Source organism: Catalinimonas alkaloidigena (genome assembly GCF_900100765.1).
In the GTDB taxonomy this organism is placed as follows: domain Bacteria; phylum Bacteroidota; class Bacteroidia; order Cytophagales; family Flexibacteraceae; genus Mooreia; species Mooreia alkaloidigena.
The window spans coordinates 14,046-34,253 of the sequence record NZ_FNFO01000021.1 but is presented as its reverse complement, the minus strand read 5'-3'; the positions used below and the strand labels follow the sequence as shown (position 1 = coordinate 34,253).

14 protein-coding genes are annotated in these 20,208 nt (G+C 52.9%); 12 read left to right on the top strand and 2 right to left on the bottom strand.

The annotated features are described in order from the left end of the window. Positions 1–99 (top strand): AraC family transcriptional regulator (locus BLR44_RS29470; RefSeq protein WP_143017532.1); only part of this gene is annotated, 99 nt, incomplete at its 5' end. 224 nt (positions 100–323) lie between these two features. Here BLR44_RS29470 and BLR44_RS28015 read toward each other — a convergent pair. Further along, positions 324–2,768 (bottom strand): ABC transporter permease, encoded by a 2,445-nt coding sequence (locus BLR44_RS28015; RefSeq protein ID WP_089688748.1) that lies wholly within the window; start codon positions 2,766–2,768, stop codon positions 324–326. A gap of 359 nt (positions 2,769–3,127) precedes the next feature. On the opposite strand from BLR44_RS28015, the gene BLR44_RS28010 reads away from it, so the two are divergent. From BLR44_RS28010 to BLR44_RS27970, 11 genes are all read left to right on the top strand, one after another. Next, positions 3,128–3,613 (top strand): hypothetical protein, encoded by a 486-nt coding sequence (locus BLR44_RS28010; protein WP_089688747.1) that lies wholly within the window; start codon positions 3,128–3,130, stop codon positions 3,611–3,613. 2 nt (positions 3,614–3,615) lie between these two features. Further along, positions 3,616–3,783 carry a hypothetical protein gene (locus tag BLR44_RS29035; RefSeq protein WP_176956252.1) on the top strand — a complete coding sequence of 56 codons (168 nt, stop codon included), beginning with the start codon at positions 3,616–3,618 and terminating at the stop codon, positions 3,781–3,783. Between the two features lie 3,112 nt (positions 3,784–6,895). Continuing rightward, positions 6,896–7,666, top strand: a complete 771-nt coding sequence (locus BLR44_RS28000) for a ParA family protein (protein WP_089688743.1) — start codon at positions 6,896–6,898, stop codon at positions 7,664–7,666. Next, positions 7,666–8,028: a hypothetical protein gene (locus BLR44_RS28780; RefSeq protein WP_143017531.1), complete on the top strand. Its 363-nt coding sequence runs from the start codon at positions 7,666–7,668 to the stop codon at positions 8,026–8,028. The genes BLR44_RS28000 and BLR44_RS28780 overlap by 1 nt, the downstream gene beginning before the upstream one ends. An 861-nt stretch (positions 8,029–8,889) precedes the next feature. Next, on the top strand, positions 8,890–9,978 hold the full coding sequence (locus tag BLR44_RS27995; RefSeq protein ID WP_089688741.1) for a replication initiation protein: 1,089 nt from the start codon (positions 8,890–8,892) through the stop codon (positions 9,976–9,978). A gap of 67 nt (positions 9,979–10,045) precedes the next feature. Next, positions 10,046–10,501, top strand: coding sequence for a hypothetical protein (locus tag BLR44_RS27990; RefSeq protein ID WP_089688739.1), 456 nt, complete (start codon positions 10,046–10,048; stop codon positions 10,499–10,501). A 163-nt stretch (positions 10,502–10,664) separates the two neighbouring features. After that, on the top strand, positions 10,665–10,808 hold the full coding sequence (locus BLR44_RS29030; protein ID WP_218127215.1) for a trafficking protein particle complex subunit: 144 nt from the start codon (positions 10,665–10,667) through the stop codon (positions 10,806–10,808). 300 nt (positions 10,809–11,108) lie between these two features. Then, a complete protein-coding gene (locus tag BLR44_RS27985) occupies positions 11,109–13,535 on the top strand; it encodes an ABC transporter permease (protein ID WP_089688737.1) in 2,427 nt (808 codons plus the stop codon). Between the two features lie 370 nt (positions 13,536–13,905). After that, entirely contained in the window at positions 13,906–15,015 is a 1,110-nt protein-coding gene (locus BLR44_RS27980; RefSeq protein ID WP_089688735.1) for a M48 family metalloprotease, read from the top strand. Between the two features lie 70 nt (positions 15,016–15,085). After that, positions 15,086–17,281, top strand: coding sequence for a phosphotransferase family protein (locus tag BLR44_RS27975; RefSeq protein WP_089688734.1), 2,196 nt, complete (start codon positions 15,086–15,088; stop codon positions 17,279–17,281). Next, a complete protein-coding gene (locus BLR44_RS27970) occupies positions 17,281–18,975 on the top strand; it encodes a hypothetical protein (RefSeq protein WP_143017530.1) in 1,695 nt (564 codons plus the stop codon). Before BLR44_RS27975 ends, BLR44_RS27970 begins: the two co-directional genes overlap by 1 nt. A gap of 260 nt (positions 18,976–19,235) precedes the next feature. Here the strand turns inward: BLR44_RS27970 and BLR44_RS27965 are convergent, their stop codons facing one another. Beyond that, entirely contained in the window at positions 19,236–20,204 is a 969-nt protein-coding gene (locus BLR44_RS27965) for a site-specific integrase (RefSeq protein ID WP_176956250.1), read from the bottom strand. Positions 20,205–20,208: the final 4 nt, after the last annotated feature.

The window sequence follows — 20,208 nt, the reverse complement described above, 5'->3', positions numbered from 1 at the left end:
GCCGATACACTCCACTTCTCCAGCGCCTCCTTTTTCAGTCGCTACGTGCGTCGGGAATTGGGAATGTCTCCCACGGAGTATCGACAGCGGTTGAATTAACGGCGAATACCTCTCCTTACTGCTTAATTTGTGACTTGAAGGACAATTGTTACTGTAAGGGCCTACTTAACATTTAGGCAGTTGTCAAACAGCTTGCATCGATTGGAGAAGGTTTATTTTCAACTGAAGTCCGGTGAGTTGTGTTTTTTGGTTCTCAGCGCGCGTGGTTGCCTTCCACCGCTCGCTTCTGAACGCAGCTCCTTGGGTTGACGTCTCTCAGGTATTTACTCACTGCGTAGCGCCTCGATGGGATTGGCGAGTGCAGCGCGGATCGTCTGGAAGCTGACTGTCATCAAGGCCAGAAGGACTACCGCACCGAGGGGTACGAAGAACAACCCGCCTTCCAGAGGAATGCGGGTGGCGTAGTGACTCAGCCATTCCTGTAGCACGAGGTAGACAAGGGGCAGAGCGACCAAACTGGCGAGTCCTACCAGCCGGACGAACTCCTGCGAAAGCAACCCTACGATCTGCCGGACCGACGCCCCGAGCACTTTCCGCACCCCGATCTCCTTCGTTTTTTCCACCACGATGTGCAGCGAAAGTCCCAGCAATCCCAGGCAGGCGATCAGCATCGTGATGCCGGAAAACAGCGAGAAAAGCGTTCCGAGCTGCCGGTCTTCCTGATACTGGGCGTCGAAATAGGTATCGAGAAAGGAGTAGGTGAACTGCTCATACGGATACACCTTCTCATAGGCGGCACGGATCTGCGCCAGGGTGGCCGGTAAATCGTGGGCGGTGACTTTGAGACTGTAGTACGAGTCCAGCGTATAACTCGGATCGTTCTGGGTAAAAAGGATCGGGCGGATGGGGTGTTGCAAGCCAAGGTGGTGGTAGTCTTTCACCACGCCCGTGATCGTGTAGGTAAGGTTTCGGTCGTCGCGGAATACCTGCCCGATGGCCTGGTCGGGATGGGCATAGCCGAGTAACGTAGCGGCGCGTTCGTTGAGCACGTAGCCGTGATCGGTATCAAACCTGCCGGCCACCGTATGGAGCCCATATACCTCGGCATAATCGCTGTCAACCGTGAGGATATCCAGCGTGCTGTGGTGGTACGCTTCGCCCAACACGACTCTACTGGCGCTGGTGCGCTCACCGGGCACCGTCCAGGTCAGGGACGAAGCCTTCACCCCTGCCGTTTGTGTCAGTGCTTCTTTGAATGGGTCGGGGGCGGTACGATCGGGCTTCCGCCGATCATATTCGATCCAGGTTTCTTGGCGGTTGCCCGGCCCGTTCACCACCAGCACGCCTTCGGGGTCGAATCCCGGATCGCTGGACCGCATGAAGGCCAGCTGCCGGGAGGCAGCAAACGTGAAGATGAGCAGGAAAATCGCGACCCAGAACTGAAAAACCACCATCCCCTGGCGGAGGCGTTTGCCCTGTAAGGAGTGCGTGAATTTTCCTTTGAGTACCTGCGAGGGTCGGTAGCCCGACAGTACAAACGCCGGATAAAACCCGGAGAGAAGTGTGCTGACGGGAAATAAGAGCACGAGCCACCGCCACGCGAAAGTGGGATAGGGCAGCCCTTGGCCGGTCAGCGCGGTATACAGGGAGGGGGCGACCTGGAGCAAGGTCAGGGCCAGCAGAAAAGCGAGGCCGTTGAGCAAGACCGCTTCCCACAGGAACTGGCGAACGAGCTGCGAACGTTGCGCGCCCATCACTTTGCGGACGCCCACCTCCTTGCCGCGCGCCACCGCTTTGGCCGTGGCCAGGCTGACGTAGTTCAGGAGAGCAACCAGCAAAATCAGGCCGGCAATCAGCGTCAGAAACGACACGTAGGTCGCATTGCCGTTGTTTTTTAATTCGTCTTCCAGGTGCGAGTGCAGGTGGATGTCCGTGACGGGCTGTAGGCCGAAAACAAGACTGCCCTGTTGCGCCTGGGGAGCGTGGGTGTCGAAGTAATGCTGGAGTTTGGGCAGCACCGTCGCGGCCTCCGCGGAAGGGGCGAGTTGCAGATACGTATACGTGCCATTGCCTTCCCAGGTGCCGAGAAAGTCTTTCGCCCAGCCGGTGGAAAGCGTGGAGAAAGACGCCAGGAAATCGTACTGGAAGTGGGAGTTTTCCGGGGCATCGGCGATGACACCCGTGATCACCAGGGGGAAGCGGTCGAACTCGTTGAGGTACTCTACCGTCTGCCCGAGGATGGAGGCGTGGTCTGCCCAGTCGTGGCCGAACAGCTTGCGGGCCGTACGTTCCGAGAGGACAATCCGATTTGGTCCGTTGAGCGCCTCACGGCGGTCGCCCTGACGCCACGCAAACGAAAACATGGCTAAAAAGTCAGGATCGGTGTAAAAGCCCCATCGGAAATTTTGCTTGACCAACGTACCCGCCGCATTTTCCCAACTGAGTGTGCTAGTGGTCGCCTGCCCGCTCCACGGAAGAACCAGGCGCGTAGCCCGCACCACTTCCGGCACCTCTGCTTTCAACGCCGGACCTAGCCGATGCGGGGTCAGAGGCGTCTGTCGGGCAGCTCCTGCCTCGGAGCGGGCACTGATGCGGTAGAGGTCGGCAGCATGCTGGTGAAAATCGTCGTAGCTCCGCTCGAAACGAACGTATTGCAAAATCAGCACACACGCGGCCATGCCTACGGCCAGTCCCAGCAGGTTGATCAGGGAGAAGACTTTATTCTTCCAAAGGTTGCGCCAGGCGATGAGGAGGTAGTTACGCAGCATAAGCACAGCGGTTAGTTAATTTTATAGTGAGAAAAACGTGCCAGCGCGCCTGGGAACCATCCGGGCCCTTTTGCTGGCCAAAGAGTGTTCACACTGTTCCAGAGTGGAACAGGTCTTTGTATCAAAATGATACACCCTACCCCGCGCGAGCCTGGCGTGTGAGAGGCAGTACGGTTCGTGGAGAAGAGACCGAGAAGGGGTTTTGATACGTTTTAACTTTACCGTTAGGCCCTTCTGGAACAGCTATACGATTAGTGTCTGTACGGCAGATAATATCTTGTACCCTCCCCTGTTTTACCCTTTTATCGTGCTTCCTTATTCAGTTAATCCGATAGTTTTGTCGGAAGCGTTTCTTACCCATGCCTGCTCAACCCTCTCCTCGCTTACGGCAAGCCATCCGCAACACCCGCACCGGGGAAGTATTCGATGCCCTCGTGCTACCAGTGACCGCTGCTGATTTACGCACCACCACGGCTTGGCTCTTTGATTGGAAGCAAGCTCAACAGGAGGCGATGCTCTACAAGTTGGTCACGCCAGGCAACGAAAAAATTCTTCATGGCTTGATCGGGCTGCAAGATCGCGGCGATCATCTTTACGTCACTTTAGTGGAGAACGCACCGGCGCATCGAGGACGCCACAAAGTCTATCAAGGCGTGGCGATCAGCCTATTTGCTTTCGCCTGTTATCGCTCTGAGCAGCTGGGTTACGCTGGATTTGTTTCTTTTACCGCCAAGACACGCTTGGTGGAACACTACCACCGTCTGCTCGGTGCCGAAGTTCTCCATGGCCAGTTAATGGTTATCGATGAAAAAGCAGCCAACACGCTGATAAATTCGTATTTTTAACCATGAGAAAGTTTTTAGCCGAGCCGGAAAACGTAGACTTAACTGTGGTAGAGGGTCATCGGCTCACCCAGGAAGAGCAGCAATTACTTAGTGAGTTCATCCGCCAGCGAAAACAAGCGCCCCCCCACCGTGTTTCGCCTGACAAAAAGAAAGAGAAAAAAGCGCGTTAACCACGCACACCTTTCCTTTTACACGCTTCGCTTTTCCGATCCACTCAATATGGATTCAATAGGGCATGCCTCTTCCTGTTAACATAGACCCTCTTATAGAACACTATAGTGTTTATCAAGCAGCATGTCGGCGGAACTGACCGAAACCGAGCAGTTCCGCCGGGTCGGTCCTGACCTACAGAGTCAGGCCTGGTTTTGTGCGAGGAAGCGGGGCTGCGTGACTTCTTCTACCTGCCCCCATCGATGGGGAAAGAACCCTGGGTCCACCACCTCTCCTCCTCCCCTGCTGTGGTAATCGCCGTGTTTACTACTAAAGAGCGATCCGCTTGGAACCTGCCCGGATCGTTTTCCACTCCCCAACAGGTCTACCCGTAACAACGCCCCTTGCCGGAACTGTCGCGAATAGATCAGTTCCGCGATCTACCCTTCCCGTGGGTCAGTTGGCCTTTACCGACGATGGACGCTCCTAGCTGCCCTGATCACTACACCGGACCGCGCCGGAGCGCCGAGCAACCTCTCCTCACCAGGATCAACATGCGGATCCGTCCTTCGCTGGCCTAAGATCAAGGCGATGGTCAGCACCTGGGCCGTGTAATTACGCCGATGGCGACAGGTCCAGCCCCCGACGCGCGACGAGGGGAACGATGGCGGCATCTGAAAGGCCACCATGGCCTCTCCCAGGTTCCTGTCTGGGGGAGGAACTGCTCCTCAAGGGCTTTTTTCTCACGAGTGGCCTAGTCCCATGTGTCTACCGGTCCTGTGAGAAACATCACAGGACCGCGTGGGAAACTGCTCTCTTCGAGCTGTTCCTTCGGGAACCCCACGTCGTGGCGGCGGCCCTGCACGGGGGAGCTACCCTTGCCTCAGGTTTGCTACGAAGAACTTGCTGCCAATATCCCAGGTCCCGAGCTGGCTTCCTTGGTTCCTACTGGGACGCCAGCGTCCTCGCTGAAGGAAGGCTCGTTTGGCACGTCTACGCCCTCGGGCCCGTTCTTCTGAGCGCAGGACCGAACGACGACACGGCCCGGAACGGATCGATTGGCTCAGGCCGTGCCTTCCCCGCCCAGGATGGCCTCCCACCAGAATCCACCTGGCAACGTGAACACGGCGGTACCTGACGGCCTCCTGCCTAGTATAGAACTGGTGTCGCCGGGCACCTTTACCTCCCCCGATCGCATCGACCATGACACAGCGCGAGGGCTCGCTCCCGCCTGACCCAAAAGGACCGTTCCGCCAAGGGAACCCACCTCTGGTTCCCTCGCGGAAACCACGGCGCCCGTGGGCTGTCGGGACTCCTCGCGGAACGGTCCTTTTTCGTTACCTGGCTGGCCTTGTAGGGCTTTTACACCCGAGCGGTCCTGTCCTTCCCCCACAGGACCGGGGTTTACGGAGAAACGGCTGTTGGTCCCCAGGGGCGTGAAAGAAGCACAGGGAAGGCATCAGCGCTGACCTTTCGGGACAGGTCTCAACCCCTGAAGGATGCTGTGTCTTTTTCGTGGGTTACCTTCCCGAGGTCCTGCGCCGAGCGCTCAGGGTTAACCCCTACCCTGATATTACTCACGTACAGCGGAAGCAAGGTCCACCACCCGGCTTGCGTGAGGATCTGACCTACCACGTTTTCAATCCACGACACCTCGGCGGTGAAGTAGCCCCTCTTTGTTTTCTATCGGCTAAGCATTCCTCTAGCACTGTGCCTTTTGGTTCAGTGCTAGAGGCGGCCCTGCCCCCCAGGCTACCGTTTTTCTGCGGCTGAATCAGCTCCTGCAGGGTCAAGGGTGGAACTGCGCAGTAGACGCAGTTCCGCAGACAAAACAAAGTAGCGTTCCCGCGGAACTATATGAAAATAGCGGCTCCGCGTCCTGGCCTTATTCTCACATGAGGGATGAGTTCGTCGACCATGGGCGGAATAAGGCTAGGCGAGCGGGCTCAAGTGAATGGAGCTGATTCCGAGAAGAAGGGACGGTGACCGTAGTGCTTGGCTAGAAAGATCAATCTCTATATTCCGCTTGCTCCGACTCGTGCTTAGGCAGGGGGGAATGATCCGGCCCTGTCCTTTTCAAGGGAGACCGCGGGCTGGCCGAGCTGGAAATGACACGCCGCCGGGCGCGGACCTGCTTTAGCGGCTCAGTTCCCCTCCAGAAGAAGTCTCGTGGACTCCCCGATGCCAGCGTGCTCGTCCAACCAGCTTGCTGTACAGGGCGGTCCTCTATGCTCTCGGCCACTTTTATCAGTGCGGTCCGGTTCCACCTCCGTAGGATGATCGACCGTCACGGCCTTGGTGGTGCTCCACTTGTTCATCCCCTTCCTACCGCAGACGGCAGGGCTTCGAACCTACCCTCCACCGGTAGTTCCTCTCTCGGAACCGACGGTATCCGCCAGGACCGGCTGCTGGAGAGGCAGACCCGGCCCACTCCTTCCTCCTTCGTAATAGTGAAGGACTTCGGAAAGACAGAAGGTATTTACCCAGGCCCCTATCTTCATACGCATTTCCCAGCGAGTCGCGGGGGCTCTGACTTGCTTTTGTGGTCCTCCATGCCGGCGGTACTGACATGAAAGTCGCTGTGACTGCCTACTCATGCTGGATGTGAAGCGGCCACCCAGCTCCTACCCGCCTGCCACGACAGGATGCTGACGAAGGTCCACGCTCCTCGAGCCAGGAACCGACCTCACTGATTAGGAGCGCCACCCCCACTTGAATCCGAACGCTCCGTCCGCCGCTTTTACGCCGTCCTTCTACCGAGTGGAACTGAGCAGAATCGTACAGCTCCTCCCGGTAGGGGCTGTACGATTCGTCACCGGCAAGGCATGTGTAAAGACACTCTGACATTAGTCCCGATAGCTCAAGCCGGATAAATAGATTGCTCTAGCGCCTCTTCTACAATTTATCTTTGTTGTGATAACTTTTCGAATTAGTCACCAAGTCATAGGATAATATTATCCTATGACTTGGTGATATCACAATTATTTAATACATATTTGCGAATTTCGCACATTCGCAAATATGTATTAAACATCGATATTTATAATTATGTATTTGTTTTATAAAGGAATCATTAGCTATTTCATCAATGCAACATGAAATAGTAACTTGGCAGCAAACAAACAGATCTGAATGGAAGTACTTGCTGTGATAAATCAGAAAGGAGGAGTAGGGAAAACTACTACTGTACTAAACCTAGGACCCGCTCTTGCAGCAAAAAAGCAGCGCGTGCTACTTATTGATCTAGATCCACAAGCAAACCTTTCAAGCTGTTACAAAACAGTGGACAACCGAGCAAGCTTAGATACAAGTGGTTGGCTGATGGATCCAGGACGCGCATCAGACGCTATCCAGAATGTTGGTGATAATTTAGACTTGATTAAAGCAAGCAGACGACTGATGCACGACCTAGATGACCGACTGCGTAATCTTTCGGTAGGGGGCGATACTCGTTTGCGTAAGGCTCTTGCTTCTCTTCGTAATCAGTATGACTGGGTATTGCTAGATTGTCCACCGAATCTGGGTAAAATCACTGTCAATGCATTAGCGGCGTCAAGTATATACTTAGTCCCGATGCGACCAGAATTCTTTTCTGTACATGCTTTTTCAGCCCTTGATGCATTAGCCCATGGAGTTAAAGAAGAGTTAAACCAGTATTTGCATTTTTTGGGCATTTTATTCACACAATATAACCGTGCAAGTAGAACACGCTCCCATAGAGAAGTAGTTGAAGAGCTGAGTGGCAAATATCCCACATTCAATGTGACTATTCGGCAAAGTAATCCTTTAGCTGTCTCACCCAGCTTACAACAGGACATTTTTAAGGTATCTCCTGAATCAGCTGGTGCTTATGATTATCAGAAACTAGCGGATGAAGTACTAACAAAAATTGAACAAGCATAATGGCCAAGCGAAGATCACTATACGATCGAATTGAAGAAGATAATTTTGAACAACCTGAAGCTGCTGATAATCCTCAACCAGTACAAGAATCACCCCCAGTTTCTTCGGTAGAAGAGAATTTCTTATCAGAATTTCAGGATTTCCTTGAACGAGAGGCTAGTAGCCCCAAAGTGAGAGGAAGTAGCTTTAGCGCTACCCAAGAGTTTTTTGCACAACTGGAAGCTATGGTTCAGCAAGAAGGTATCCATGGTGGATATTCTGAATGCATTCGTCAGTTATTTTACTATTACATACGCCATGGGCGGGGGGGACAACTTTACGATATACCTAAAAAGGTAAAAACGAAAGGCAAGATCTACTAGTAAAGAAGAATATATACTTCAAGGCGCAATTTGTGGTACTATTAGGCAACTACTATATACACTGCTTCTTTATATGCTACAAGATAGCTGAGATCCGCTGATATGGTATTCCAGTTCCTGATGGTGGTTATCCTTCAAGGGCTCTAATAGCATGTATAATGAATTTAAAGGGGGGTGATTCATTTGACCCAGATCGTGTCTACCGATCTAATACGATAGGTAGAAGATATCAAGATAATTAACAGTTCAATAACTTCGAACCAAGCAAAAAGCCCAAACTTAAAGGGATAAGAGTAGCTCAATTACCAGAATATATCTATAAACGCACATGCGCTTCTTATAGATATATAAGACCCAGATCATGTCCACCGATCTTGCTTGCGTTATAGATTTTCTCCTTATATAAAGGCTATCATCTTTGCATATATTGTTACAATTCTTTTTAATTACAGACCCAATTATTTAACTAAATAAATATAACATATAACTAAGCAATGCTGTAACTAAAAGATTAGTTACAGCATTGCTTAGTTATATGTTAGAAATGTCCAAATACTCAATAGAGGGGGCATTAAGAAATTTAAAAAAAATTATAAGGAGAGCTTTTTGCTTCCTTTTCTTCTTTTTTTATTTTATACCTTTTATACCTTTTAAAGGCTCATAAGTGTCTGAAAGTGAGACACTTATGAGCCTTTCGGTGGACATGATCTGGGTAATCGGTAGACGCAATCTGGGTGATTGATGGACATAATCTGGGTAATCGGTGGACATAATCTGGGTAATCGGTGGACATAATCTGGGTAATCGGTGGACATTAGTATTTTGATTTGTCTACCGATCAATAGTTTATATATTTGGTATATGGAAGATAAGGATCAGAGCCATGTCCGCAAGTTTGTCTGGCAGAGCAATCGCTTGGTTAATGCCCGATACGAAATGGGGTATATAGACCAGCGTATATTTTTACAGACACTAGCTCAAATAAAGCTTGACGACGAGGAATTTCGGGAGATTAGGTTGTCTGTTCGAGATCTATATGGAGATGAGTTAAATGGTGAGTCGTACAAAACCATGACGGACGCTTGTAGCAGGCTAATGGGAAAGAACTTTGAAATTGAAGACATTTTGGAAGGCCAAAAAGGGGAGAAATTGAAGAGATTCCGCAAGTATGCCTTATACGATTTCGTTGAATATGTTGAGAAGTCTGGTGAAATACGTTGTCGTTTAGCAGTATCAATGATGCCGCATCTACTGCAATTGCGTCGTGAATTTACACAAGGTGTGCTTGATGAACTCTTACCTTTAAACAGCCATTACTCCTTTCGTATTTATTGGTTATTAATGCAGTATGCTGCTATGGGTGGTGTACGAGAAATTGATATCGAAGAATTACGAAGCATTTTCAAAGTAAAAGAAGATCAATACAAACGCTTTGTCGATTTCCGCAGAAGAGTTATTGACCGTGCCCAAGCCGACCTTAGCTTGACGAGTATGGCCTTTAATTATGAGATTATCACTCATAAAAAGCGTGCTGTTGCCATTCGATTTCGCCTGAAAAACCAGAAACAACGGCAACTAGAATTATTCCAAAATCAACCAGACACCTTACTCAAACCAGAAACAGAGGCGTTTTGGCAGCCGGAAAACCCCGTCTTTGACTTGCAGTTTGGTCAGCGCTTCAAACCGAGTGAACGTTTTCCCGCAGAAGATCTGCTGTTAGCTTCTCGGATGTTAGTGATGAACGGGGTAGATGCCCAGGGCTGTGAGCGATGGTATCAGGCCATGATGACCCATCAGTTGATGCCTAAGCAAGTCATTGGGATCTGTAAACAAGCTCAGGAGACCGTGCCTCAACAAGGAAGCATGCTTACCGGCACGACCATGCGTAAGCGCGGAGGCTGGATTCATAAACAACTAAATGAACAAATCAAGGTACACAAAGCAGGATGATTTCTGTTTCATAAATACCTTTATCCCCGCTGAGGCTCACGGATCAATAAAGGCAAATCATCTAGCGATGAAAACAAAACCAAGTGTTCTGAACGCGTTACTCCTCTTGCCCTTGCTGGGGCTGGCTTGCCACCCCGAGGATCCCAGGTGGAGTCCAGATGAGCTGTGGGCGTGTCATCAGGCCCACAGCTGGGATGCCCTCCAGACCCGCCACACCCTACTGGGAGAATGGATCTGGGAACAGCGGCGCTGTGTTTGGCATCCGAAAGAAGCCAACCGCGAGGCGTTTGGCGGCCTACACCTGGTCTTTAAGGCCGACAGTACCCTGGAGGTACAAGAAAACGGGCAAGTCCTGCAAGTTTCCCGTTGGCAGGTTGTGCCAGGGGATGCGGGGCTATTTGCCCTCCAGGTCGACCCGGCCATTGCGCAGCTATCTGGGCGCATCTTATTTTGTGAGGATCGAGTGGTGTTCCAGGACAGTTACCGCGACGGGTGTGACCATTACTTCAAACGAAAAGAATAACAAAGAAAAAGTGGTTGCGTCTTAGCTGTCTGGTGATTGTTTCGTGTGCTGAGCCTTCGAAAAGGCCATTTAGTTTACCTGAAAATGCCCTATATCTTGTAGTAGGAGATTCCACCAAGACACATGGTTCTTCAACCCCACCCAAAGTAAAATCCCGATGAACATGGGCTACTTTATCGGCTATAAGATCGCGGAAGCGTATTATCACCAGTGTCGCGATAAAAAGCAAGCCATTGCCACGCTGATCGAAACCCTGGATAGTCCATCTGTTTTAGAGAGGAATCACTTGCAGGATCAGCTTAAATAGTACCTAGTGCCCGGGGCTCATGCCACGTGTGAGTCGGTCTCCATAAATCAAAGGGCGTCATATGAAAACCATCCATGCCGCCTTGCTTTCATCTGCCTGGGCACGGCCGAGTTTCCGTCTCAACCTGCCCTCGAAATGATTGACCTTGTCATGTACAGGCATTCGTTTCCCGGGGAGATGGCTACGAGGGTGAGGGGATTTTGAAAGTTTGATGAGCATCTCCTTTGCGCTGGTCCTGGTGGGAGGAATAATTTTTAGTAGCTTTATAAACTAAGAGTTTAGTTTATAAAGCTACCAGCCATGATCCGCCACTACCTGACCATCGCTTTCCGGACGCTGCGGCGTGCGCCCCTGTTTTCCTTCATCAACCTGGCGGGCTTAGCCGTGGGCCTGGCCGCGGCCTTGCTGCTGCTAAGTTACCTCCGCTACGAGCTTAGTTTTGATGACTTTCATGCGAACGGAAACCGTATCTACCGGCTCCGGCATGACACTTACCAGCAGGGCGCCGTCGAGAACAGCAGCGTGATCACCTACTACGGAGCGGGCCCTGCGCTCCAGGAACAAATCCCGGAAGTCGAGGCGGTGGTGCGCTTGCATCGCGCCGATGGGATGCTCAACTACTACACGCCTTCCGGGGAGGTGATCTCCCACCATGAAACGGCGGCCTTTTATGCCGACTCCGCTTTTTTTTCCGTCTTTTCGTTTCCGCTCCTGCAAGGGGAGGCCCAAACGCTGTTACGCCACCCGCAGGCGGTGGTGATCTCCGCCTCGGCCGCTCAGAAATACTTTGGAACAGAGGATCCGCTGGGAAAGACCCTCTCGCTGACCACCCAGTGGGCCGGCGGGGAGTACGTGGTGGAGGGAGTATTTCAAGCGGTGCCCGCCAATAGCCATGTACAGTTCGACTTTCTGTTTTCCATCCCGCGCCTGCTGACCAACCCTCAGTTTCGAGACGGAGCCTGGTACTGGACCAACTTTTACACGTATGTCCTGTTGAAGTCCGGCACGGATCCGGCGCGGGTGGAACAAAAAATGGCTACCGTCCTGGCACCCTATCTGGAAGATCACCCCAGTCCGGAGCGGTTTGCCCTGCAACCCCTGGGCGACATTCACCTGCATTCGCACCTGCCCTCCGAACTCGACGTCAACCCTGATGCACGGCTCGTCTCCTTGCTGGGTCTGTTGGCTTTTCTGCTCCTGAGCATCGCCTGGTTAAACTACGTCAACCTCTCCACCGCCCATGCCACCGATCGGGCTCGAGAAGTCGGCGTACGCCAGGTACTGGGTTCTTCCAAACGTGAGTTGATCCGACGCTTTCTGCTCGAGTCCTGGCTACTGACGGCAGGCGCGTTGGGGATCGCGGCTCTACTCTATGTGGTAGCCACCCCCTTCTTTTCCCGACTCATCGCCTTGGAACTGCCCGTGGGTGGGGTAGGCCGGGTGGGGTTCTGGGCAGGAGCGCTCGGCGCACTACTGGCAGGCACCTTGCTGGCGGGCCTCTACCCCGCCTTTGTGCTTTCTGGCTTTCCCCCTCTGGCCGCGCTGGCCGGGAAAGTCGGGAAAGTGAGGAATAGCAAGCACGGGATTTCCCTGCGCAGAGTGCTGGTCGTGCTGCAGTTCAGCGCGGCCATCGGGCTAATGCTGGCGACTTTCACGCTCTACCGCCAGCTGGACTTTATGCGCCACCAGGACCTGGGCATGAACCTGGCGCAAAAGGTGGTGATCCGAGGGCCGCGTCTCACCCACGGCGGGAGCTATTTAAATGCGATGGAGCATTTTAAGCAACAGGTCCAGCGGCAAACGTCGGTGCGCAGCGTGACGGCCTCTTCCCAAGTACCAGGCAAACCCCTCTTCTGGACGGATGAATTTCGACGCCTGACGGATCCGGAGCAAGTACGGAAACCGCTCAGCATTTTGGCGGTGGATGAAGCGTTTTTGCCGGCCTACGAGATCCCGCTCCTGGCGGGCCGGAATTTTGAAAAAGACCGGGTCAGCGATCTGCAGGAAGGGGTCTTGCTCAACGAAGCGGCGCTGCGCTACTTGGAACTAGGCAGCCCGGACGCGGCGATAGGCCAGCAGATCCGGGTGGGGGAGACGGGGCAAAGGACCGTCGTGGGGGTGGTGAAGGACTTTCATCAGCAATCCTTGCACCAGCGAAGTGAACCCATCGCGTTTTACTTTATTCCCTGGAGCCAGGACTATGTGACTTTCACGCTGCAGGGAAACGTGCGGGGCACACTGGCCACGCTGAAAATCCTGTATCAGGCCTCGTTTCCGGAAAACGCCTTCGACTTTTTCTTTTTAGATGCCCAGTTCGATCGGCAATACAGTGCGGAAGAACGGGCGTGGAAGCTCTTCCTGCTATTTGCCCTGCTCTCGCTGGTGATCGCTTGTTTGGGCCTGTTTGGGCTGGCTTCGCTCCTCATGCGGCAACGCACCAAAGAAGTGGCCCTGCGCAAGGTGCTGGGCGCCTCCGCCGCTAGCCTCACCGTGCTGCTGACGCGGGACTTTCTCCAGCTGATCGGCTTGGCGTTTGTGCTGGCGGGGCTGGTGTCCGGGTGGCTGCTCCACCACTGGCTCCAAACCTTTGCCTACCGAGTTCATCTTTCGGCAGGAAGCTTCATGTGGGCGGGTGCCCTTACGCTTGTGGTTGCCGGCGTGACGGTGGGGATGCAATCCCTCCGCACAACGCGCGCCAATCCGATCGAGGCGCTCCGGGGGCAGTAGGGAAGGCTGCGAAGCGCAGCGTGAAATAAGATGATTTGATGTGGCAACCGAAACGGCCTTCTCCATTTATCCTGTCTAGAAACTCAACGGCGACAGGAGGTTACTAGACGTTGATTTGTGGACAGGGTTATTAGACCGATCTGCATCTCAACATCAAGCTTGAGAAGGCAGGGTAAGGGTAGGTCAAAAAAAGGGGTTTTTGGGCGTCTTCTTACTATTTATAGTCAGCTAAGATCATAGGTAGGTGCATGTTTTCGGTCATCCAATTTCCAAAGGAAGGGAACAGAGAAACTTGGGTACGAAAGAACAGTAGGCATCGAATGCTAAGAAAATTTTTTACCTTGATTTATACGCTGACTAGCAATGGCATATGACTAAAGATATAAGTTCTTCTAGAAGAGGATCGTTCGATGTACACATCGCGGACGAAGAGTTCGGGATCTTCGTGAAGAATGCCTACAATCTCGCCTCAGCTGAATTACTGCCCGAAGATGAGTTCATACGCCCGCTTTTCTTGTTCATTGCTGAGCAATTGGCTGGTTATCGCTTGATGCCGTCCCCCGCGATACCAGTCCGTCTGCATCTTGGAATCATCGAAGACCCAGAGCCGAATGCATTCGCTGAGTGGTCCGAGGATGTTTTCTACCTCGCGATCTACTCCGGTCAGTTGTTATCGGCCATTGAAGCCGCTGTACAGATGCAAGATGCGATCGGCGCCTTCGCTCAGGATTTTGGCATCAAGCCTGACTCGACCGGGTCATCTTCTATGACGACACCACTTGGCGTAACTAACTTTCTGAACCATCTGCGAGGTGTAAAGAATATTGAGGATTTATTTGGTGAACCCAAATCTCCTGATGATCCGGCTTCTCAACGGGCAATGCTATTTACATCAACCTGCATCCAGTTCGCACTCATGCACGAATTTGGGCATGTTGTAATGGGTCATCTTGGTTGGCTCATCGCTAAGGAATGCCGTACACAGCTAAGGGAAATATCGATCTTAGAGACAGATGCATCGCCGGACTTACAGGCTGTACTTCAGTTTTTTGAACATGAGGCCGACGTATTCGCGTTAGAGGTACTGTTGCGTTCTGCATATCAAAGCTCCGCTAATGAGAATAACTTGATTATTGTCATGTTGGCATTCCTCTCTACGATTTTCAGTTGGACCGTTCTAGAAGGAACACCAGGCCTCACATCAGGAGGCAGTCATCCTCAAGCAAGCGATCGGATGCTCGCATTGCCGATGGCGCTGATTGGCATATTAGAGAAGATGCCTGCGTCAGAGCATCGAATGCAGTGCGCGATTCAGAAATGTAGTGCAATTGTCAAGCGTGTCGCTAGAAAATATCCGCCTTTCGGCAGCATGCAAGCAATATTCTCAATAGATGCCGTGGAACGCGCAGATGAGATAGCGGGCTGGATGCGCAAGATGGATCGCGCCACAGCGGATCGAAGTCACCGGATAGTACCATAACCACGATTGAGAGACTGTATGATACTCTCTAGTCTCGTTACCAGGAAGCCCATAAGTACCAGAATAATCAATGCAGAGAAAAGAACAGATGAGCCAGAATTTGCAGGACACACTCCGTGCACTGATTGAAACCGCCCTCCCCCCTGATTTGAACCGCAAAACACCTAGATTCCACATGCGGGCGGGGGGATCATCGATAGCTCAGGAGATTGCGGCTGAACTTGTCCGGCAAGCCGTCGCGTCGGGACTACCATTGCGTAATCCCATCATCGCAAAAAAGCAATTAAGCGGCGGAAATACCGCTGAAATAGTCGAGCAACTGACCCTGCATGCGCCGTTTGTATTCAAACTTGATAGTGCAAAGCCTAAATTAGCCGAAGAGGGACGCATGATGTACAACATTCATAACAACCCTAAGCTGCCAGATCGATTCAAACAAGCCTGGCCAATTATATATGCCATTCGCGACCAGGCTCCGTTTGCTTATATAATGGAATACTTCCCGCGCCAAGACGGCTGGATTTCGCTTGAAGATCGCCTATTTCCATCCGCTGGCCAGCTGCCTGCATCACCGGCGGAAGCTGTTCGTTGCATGCATGCGGTGCTGGATATCTTGTTTTTGGGGTACCAGGCCAGCAAGGCAACGCGCGCGCTGCCTAATCTCCTCGAAGACTATGTTGCTAGGATCAGCGAACGCCTTGCTGCAGCAGCAGACAAAGACTCACGCTTCGAATCCCGCCCCCTACGTATAAACGGCGAGGAATTCAAACCTTGGAAAAACTATGTCGGCCAACTGGCGGATAACACGAGCTTTCTCGATTCAATCACACCGCGCTTCACCACCATCGCACATGGCGATCCGAATCCAGGCAACGTGCTGTTGCGCCTAGACCTTGACCGCATAGAGGTTAAACTAATCGATCCGAAGGAATGGGAGACCGGTGACTATCTGTTCGATGTCGCCAAACTGACGCATTTCATCCTGGCTACCGGACCGATCGAGAAACTCACTTTGTCGGGCCCTACCGAATTCAAAGTAACGGACTTCGATACGCTGACCGACTTTACATATCAATTCGAAGTGCCTCAATGGGCTAACGATGTAGTTGCAGCGTGCCTCGATCGCGTTCGGCAGTTCGCCGCGGATAACAACGACGATTACTGGCAAGCGCGTTATGAACTAGCGATGGCATCAAATCTGCTAGGACTGCCCGTAGGCAGATTGGAAAAAGGACGCTCACATGCCGCGATCGCTTTATACGGTGAAGGATTACGCTGGCTAAAGAAATTCTGCAGTCGACTGCCCACCGCGCCTGCGTACGCAAAGCGGGAGTTGGTGATAGTGTCATCTTCCGAAGTCGAGCCGGATTCGCTTGCTGAAGCGCGCGATCGGATACGCACTGACGTTCCACAAGTGGTTCCTGCTGTTGACAAGCGTGGATTTCAGACTCTGCACTGGCTTCCGAAAAGAACCAATGCCAACAAAAAAACTGTCGAGCTTTCACTAGAACACGAAGCTCGCCTCACTGCAACCTCCGAGGATGCGTTAGGCTTTCTGAAAGAACAATTGAGCAAGAGTATTGCCATGCGCACAGGCAATACTTTGTTGCCAGATCACCAGACGTTCGGTCGCCTTACTGTGAGACGTGTGCCGCGTGCACCAAACGCACAAAGCATTGACCGTTATTGGGAGCTGAAAGATTCAGCTTCGGAACGGCGGATGACGCCACGCATGATGTCATTGCGTGAGCGCATCAAGACCAGTGCGTTTATGACTTGGGAAACTAGTGAAGAACAGCGCGCCCTAAACTTAGAGTTGCCATTCGTGAGTTATGAACAATCCGCCGTCATCGCGCGGCTAGAATTTAATTGGATCGACGACCTGCAACTTAGCATTGCCGAGTTCGTCGCTGGCGAAACCGGTATAACCGACAATCCATTGATCCTTAGTGCGCGCATCGCCGGAATTGAAGGGAAAAAGTTTGAACAAGTGCTAGAGCACACGACATTTCGTGAAAAGTATCTGTTGCACGAAGACGAGAGAGAGGTATTTCAGCTAAACATCGACCATGTGATCGCTCAGTCGCTCAAAACACAGCGCCTGGCGGCGTACACTGATATCGATATAGCGCCTTCAGTGCTCGTCAATGGCCATGTGCTAGCCTCCCTAATTGCGTTTAGTCGCGCACTTGCCAATCGATACAATCTCACTAACGTCTCCGCCACCAAGGTCTGGCGCGATGCTCTATTGACCGGCGAATTGTGATGTTCATTCCTTTGTCACGGCAAAATCGCCGCACGTTACTGCTCACCAGCCTGTTGCAACAGTCCGGCGTACCAAAACAGAGTGAAGGCAGTTACGACCCACTCAAGCACGCGCGTCAGGTCTTGATCGGTAGCAATAGTGGCTCGGCAGTCGCGCACATGGTCTCCTGGCACGAGAGCTTTCATGCTTTTCTCAACGCCAGTACATGTCACGGCAATGCCATGGTGTTTGCGGGCGCTCTTGCCGCCGCTGCCTATGAAGGATTCGAATCTCTGGTCGGGCGCATGATCGATATTTCCCTGGTTACTCACGAGACGTACGCCACGGTGTCCGCGATCGCCACAGCCAATCGCGGTACGATCGACGCGCGATTGCTGGCGAGCTATCCAGACTACCAGCCGCTGCTCAAATCATTCACGGATTTGTTTCCAAGTGACTTCCAGCCGGTACTCTCAGTGATGGCGCTCGCTGCATGCGCTCGCGCAGCTATGCAGACTCCGATATACGATACGTTGCTCGCACAGCCATGCGATACCTGGCCATCCATTGATCTTGGTGCGGTAGACAAACCTGATGAGCGTTTTGCTCTGCTAATGACGTCTGCGACGATCGAGCGCGCAATCGCCGCAATGAAAGATGTGCTCCGAGATGCCGGCGGACAATATGTGCTGATCGCTGACCAATACCTGGACGCCATCACGGCGCGACAGGTATGGTTATCTTCCGATACCGATTTTTTGGACCAAATTAGCACGGCCGGATTCGACGTTTTTGCCGAAGTACTGCACCAGAGTACCGGCCATGACTGCCAGTTTAACGGCCAGAAAAACCGTTTGGCGGACCTTATAGTCAAAGTTGAATCGTTTGCGGGTGACCGGTTACAGCGTCAGTTCTGGATGCCGGATTCCCGTCAAGAGGATGAAGTCTCCTTATTCACCGATTTCCGCAACGAGCACCTGATGCTAAGTGATAACCCACTGCCCGCAACATTTGTCAACCTTGCAAATAATCCAGATAGTATCACCGATCTTTTTGTTTTTGAGATAAACGGGCAACGCTATTGTCAGTTTGTCGCTATGCCTTCTGACAAAGCCCGCGTACTATATGAGCCGATTGACGGGAAGGAACTCTTGACGCAAAGTACTCTGATAGTTGGTCTTCGGCGGCGCTGGGCGCCGCCTGGAGCCGACCCACGCATCGAGTTCCTAGTGCTTGGCCAGGAAACAGCCCCCGCAGTGTTTAAGCGTCTTTTGAATGCCGCGGTTGAACCTTGTATCGTTTGCTCCTTGACTCTTTTGAATTACACGAATTGGCTATCAAAGTGGCTGCGGTCGCCGGATTGCCCAGCGAACCGCATGTGCGTCCTGATTGATGACGACTGCGCCGCCCTCATTACTCAACACGCCGAACGCGGAGCCGAACTGCACTTTGCCTATCTGATGGCGCGGTCCAAACCGGCGCAAGACGAATATACTGAGATACTTTGCATAGCCGCTAGCGACGAGCCTGACCTTATCTATTTCACTCCATGCAGTACGCCATTCCGACAATCGATGACTGAGTACGCTCGGCGGCGGTTTACGCAGGTACACTTCGACAATGAGTTCATCCAATTGTGGCTGCCCGTCCTAAAACGATTGATTACCCACACGCTGCGCGAGGAAACGCAATTTGGCGTTCGATTCTGGGACTGATCGAGTCATTTTTGAAAAGAGCATGCTTGCACCAAGATGGGGAAGTGGCAACCAGCCAAGTCGATCAGGTATCTGGCTGGGCAAAAACTATGCTGATACCCTTCTCCTATTAATGTAGCTTAACAGGGCGTATGCCGCAAGTTTGGCAACTGATGCAACCGTCACGAACACGCCAACGATCCCCAGAAAGGCCATTTAAGATGAAGTAACCCCTCACGAGGGGCTTTTTCATGCCTTTGTGTTAGACTATAGGGATGCCGCTACAGGCCGAGTTCTTTGGCGGCGTTGTGGACGGTGACGTCCTGGATGCGCGTGTAGCGATGGATCATCTCGGTCGACTTATGTTTGGTCTGGCGCATGACGGCCAAATCGTCCTGCCCATTGCGCTTGGCAATGGTGACAAAGGAGGCGCGCAGGCTGTGGGCCGAGTAGTCTTCCCCCAGCCAGCGCTTGGTGATGCGGGCCACTCCCTTGTCGGAGAGCCGATTCCCGGTGAGGCGCTCGCCTTTGCGCAGGCTGACAAACAGGGCCCCGGTCGTACGCCCCAATTGCTCAATCCAGTGCTGCACCGTGCGGACGGGACAGTACTCCAGGTAGGGAGAATAATAGAGCGCTTTCCAATCGCCTTCGCCGGTCTGGTCGGTCTTGGAACGGACCACGTCCACCAGCAAGGCATCTCGTTCAAAACGCAAGTCCTCCAGGTTCAAGGCCACCAGCTCGGAGCGGCGAAAGGCCCCGGCCAGGCCCATCAGGAGCAGGGCGCGGTCGCGCCATCCCGCCAAACGGTCGTGGGGGATCGCGTCCAGGGCCCGCTTGAATTCTCCGATCTCGAAGGCGGGGGCCTGCCGCTGGCGGGTACGGATCTGGCGCTTGATGCCGGTCAGCACGTGTTGCACCAGCGGGTTGAGGGTGGGATTGTCCAGGCCCTGGAGCTCGTGCCATTTCACCAGGGCGGAGAGGCGGCGGCGCAGGGTGGCCCACTTCAGCCCCCGATCGGCCATGGCAGAGAGGTAGTCAGCCAGCGTGGCCGCGGTGGCCGGGGCGAGCACTTCGCCGCGGGAGACCAGGAAGGCTTCAAAGTCGGCCAGGTCGGCACGGTAGGCGCGCTGGGTGTTGGGGGCGCCTTGCAAGCCGCTTTCCAGGTACTGGGCCGTGTTGCTAGCGATGGAGTCAGCGGGCAGGACCAGGGCGGAAGAGGTACGCGAGGCGATAGGCAGGGTGGGTTTCATAAAT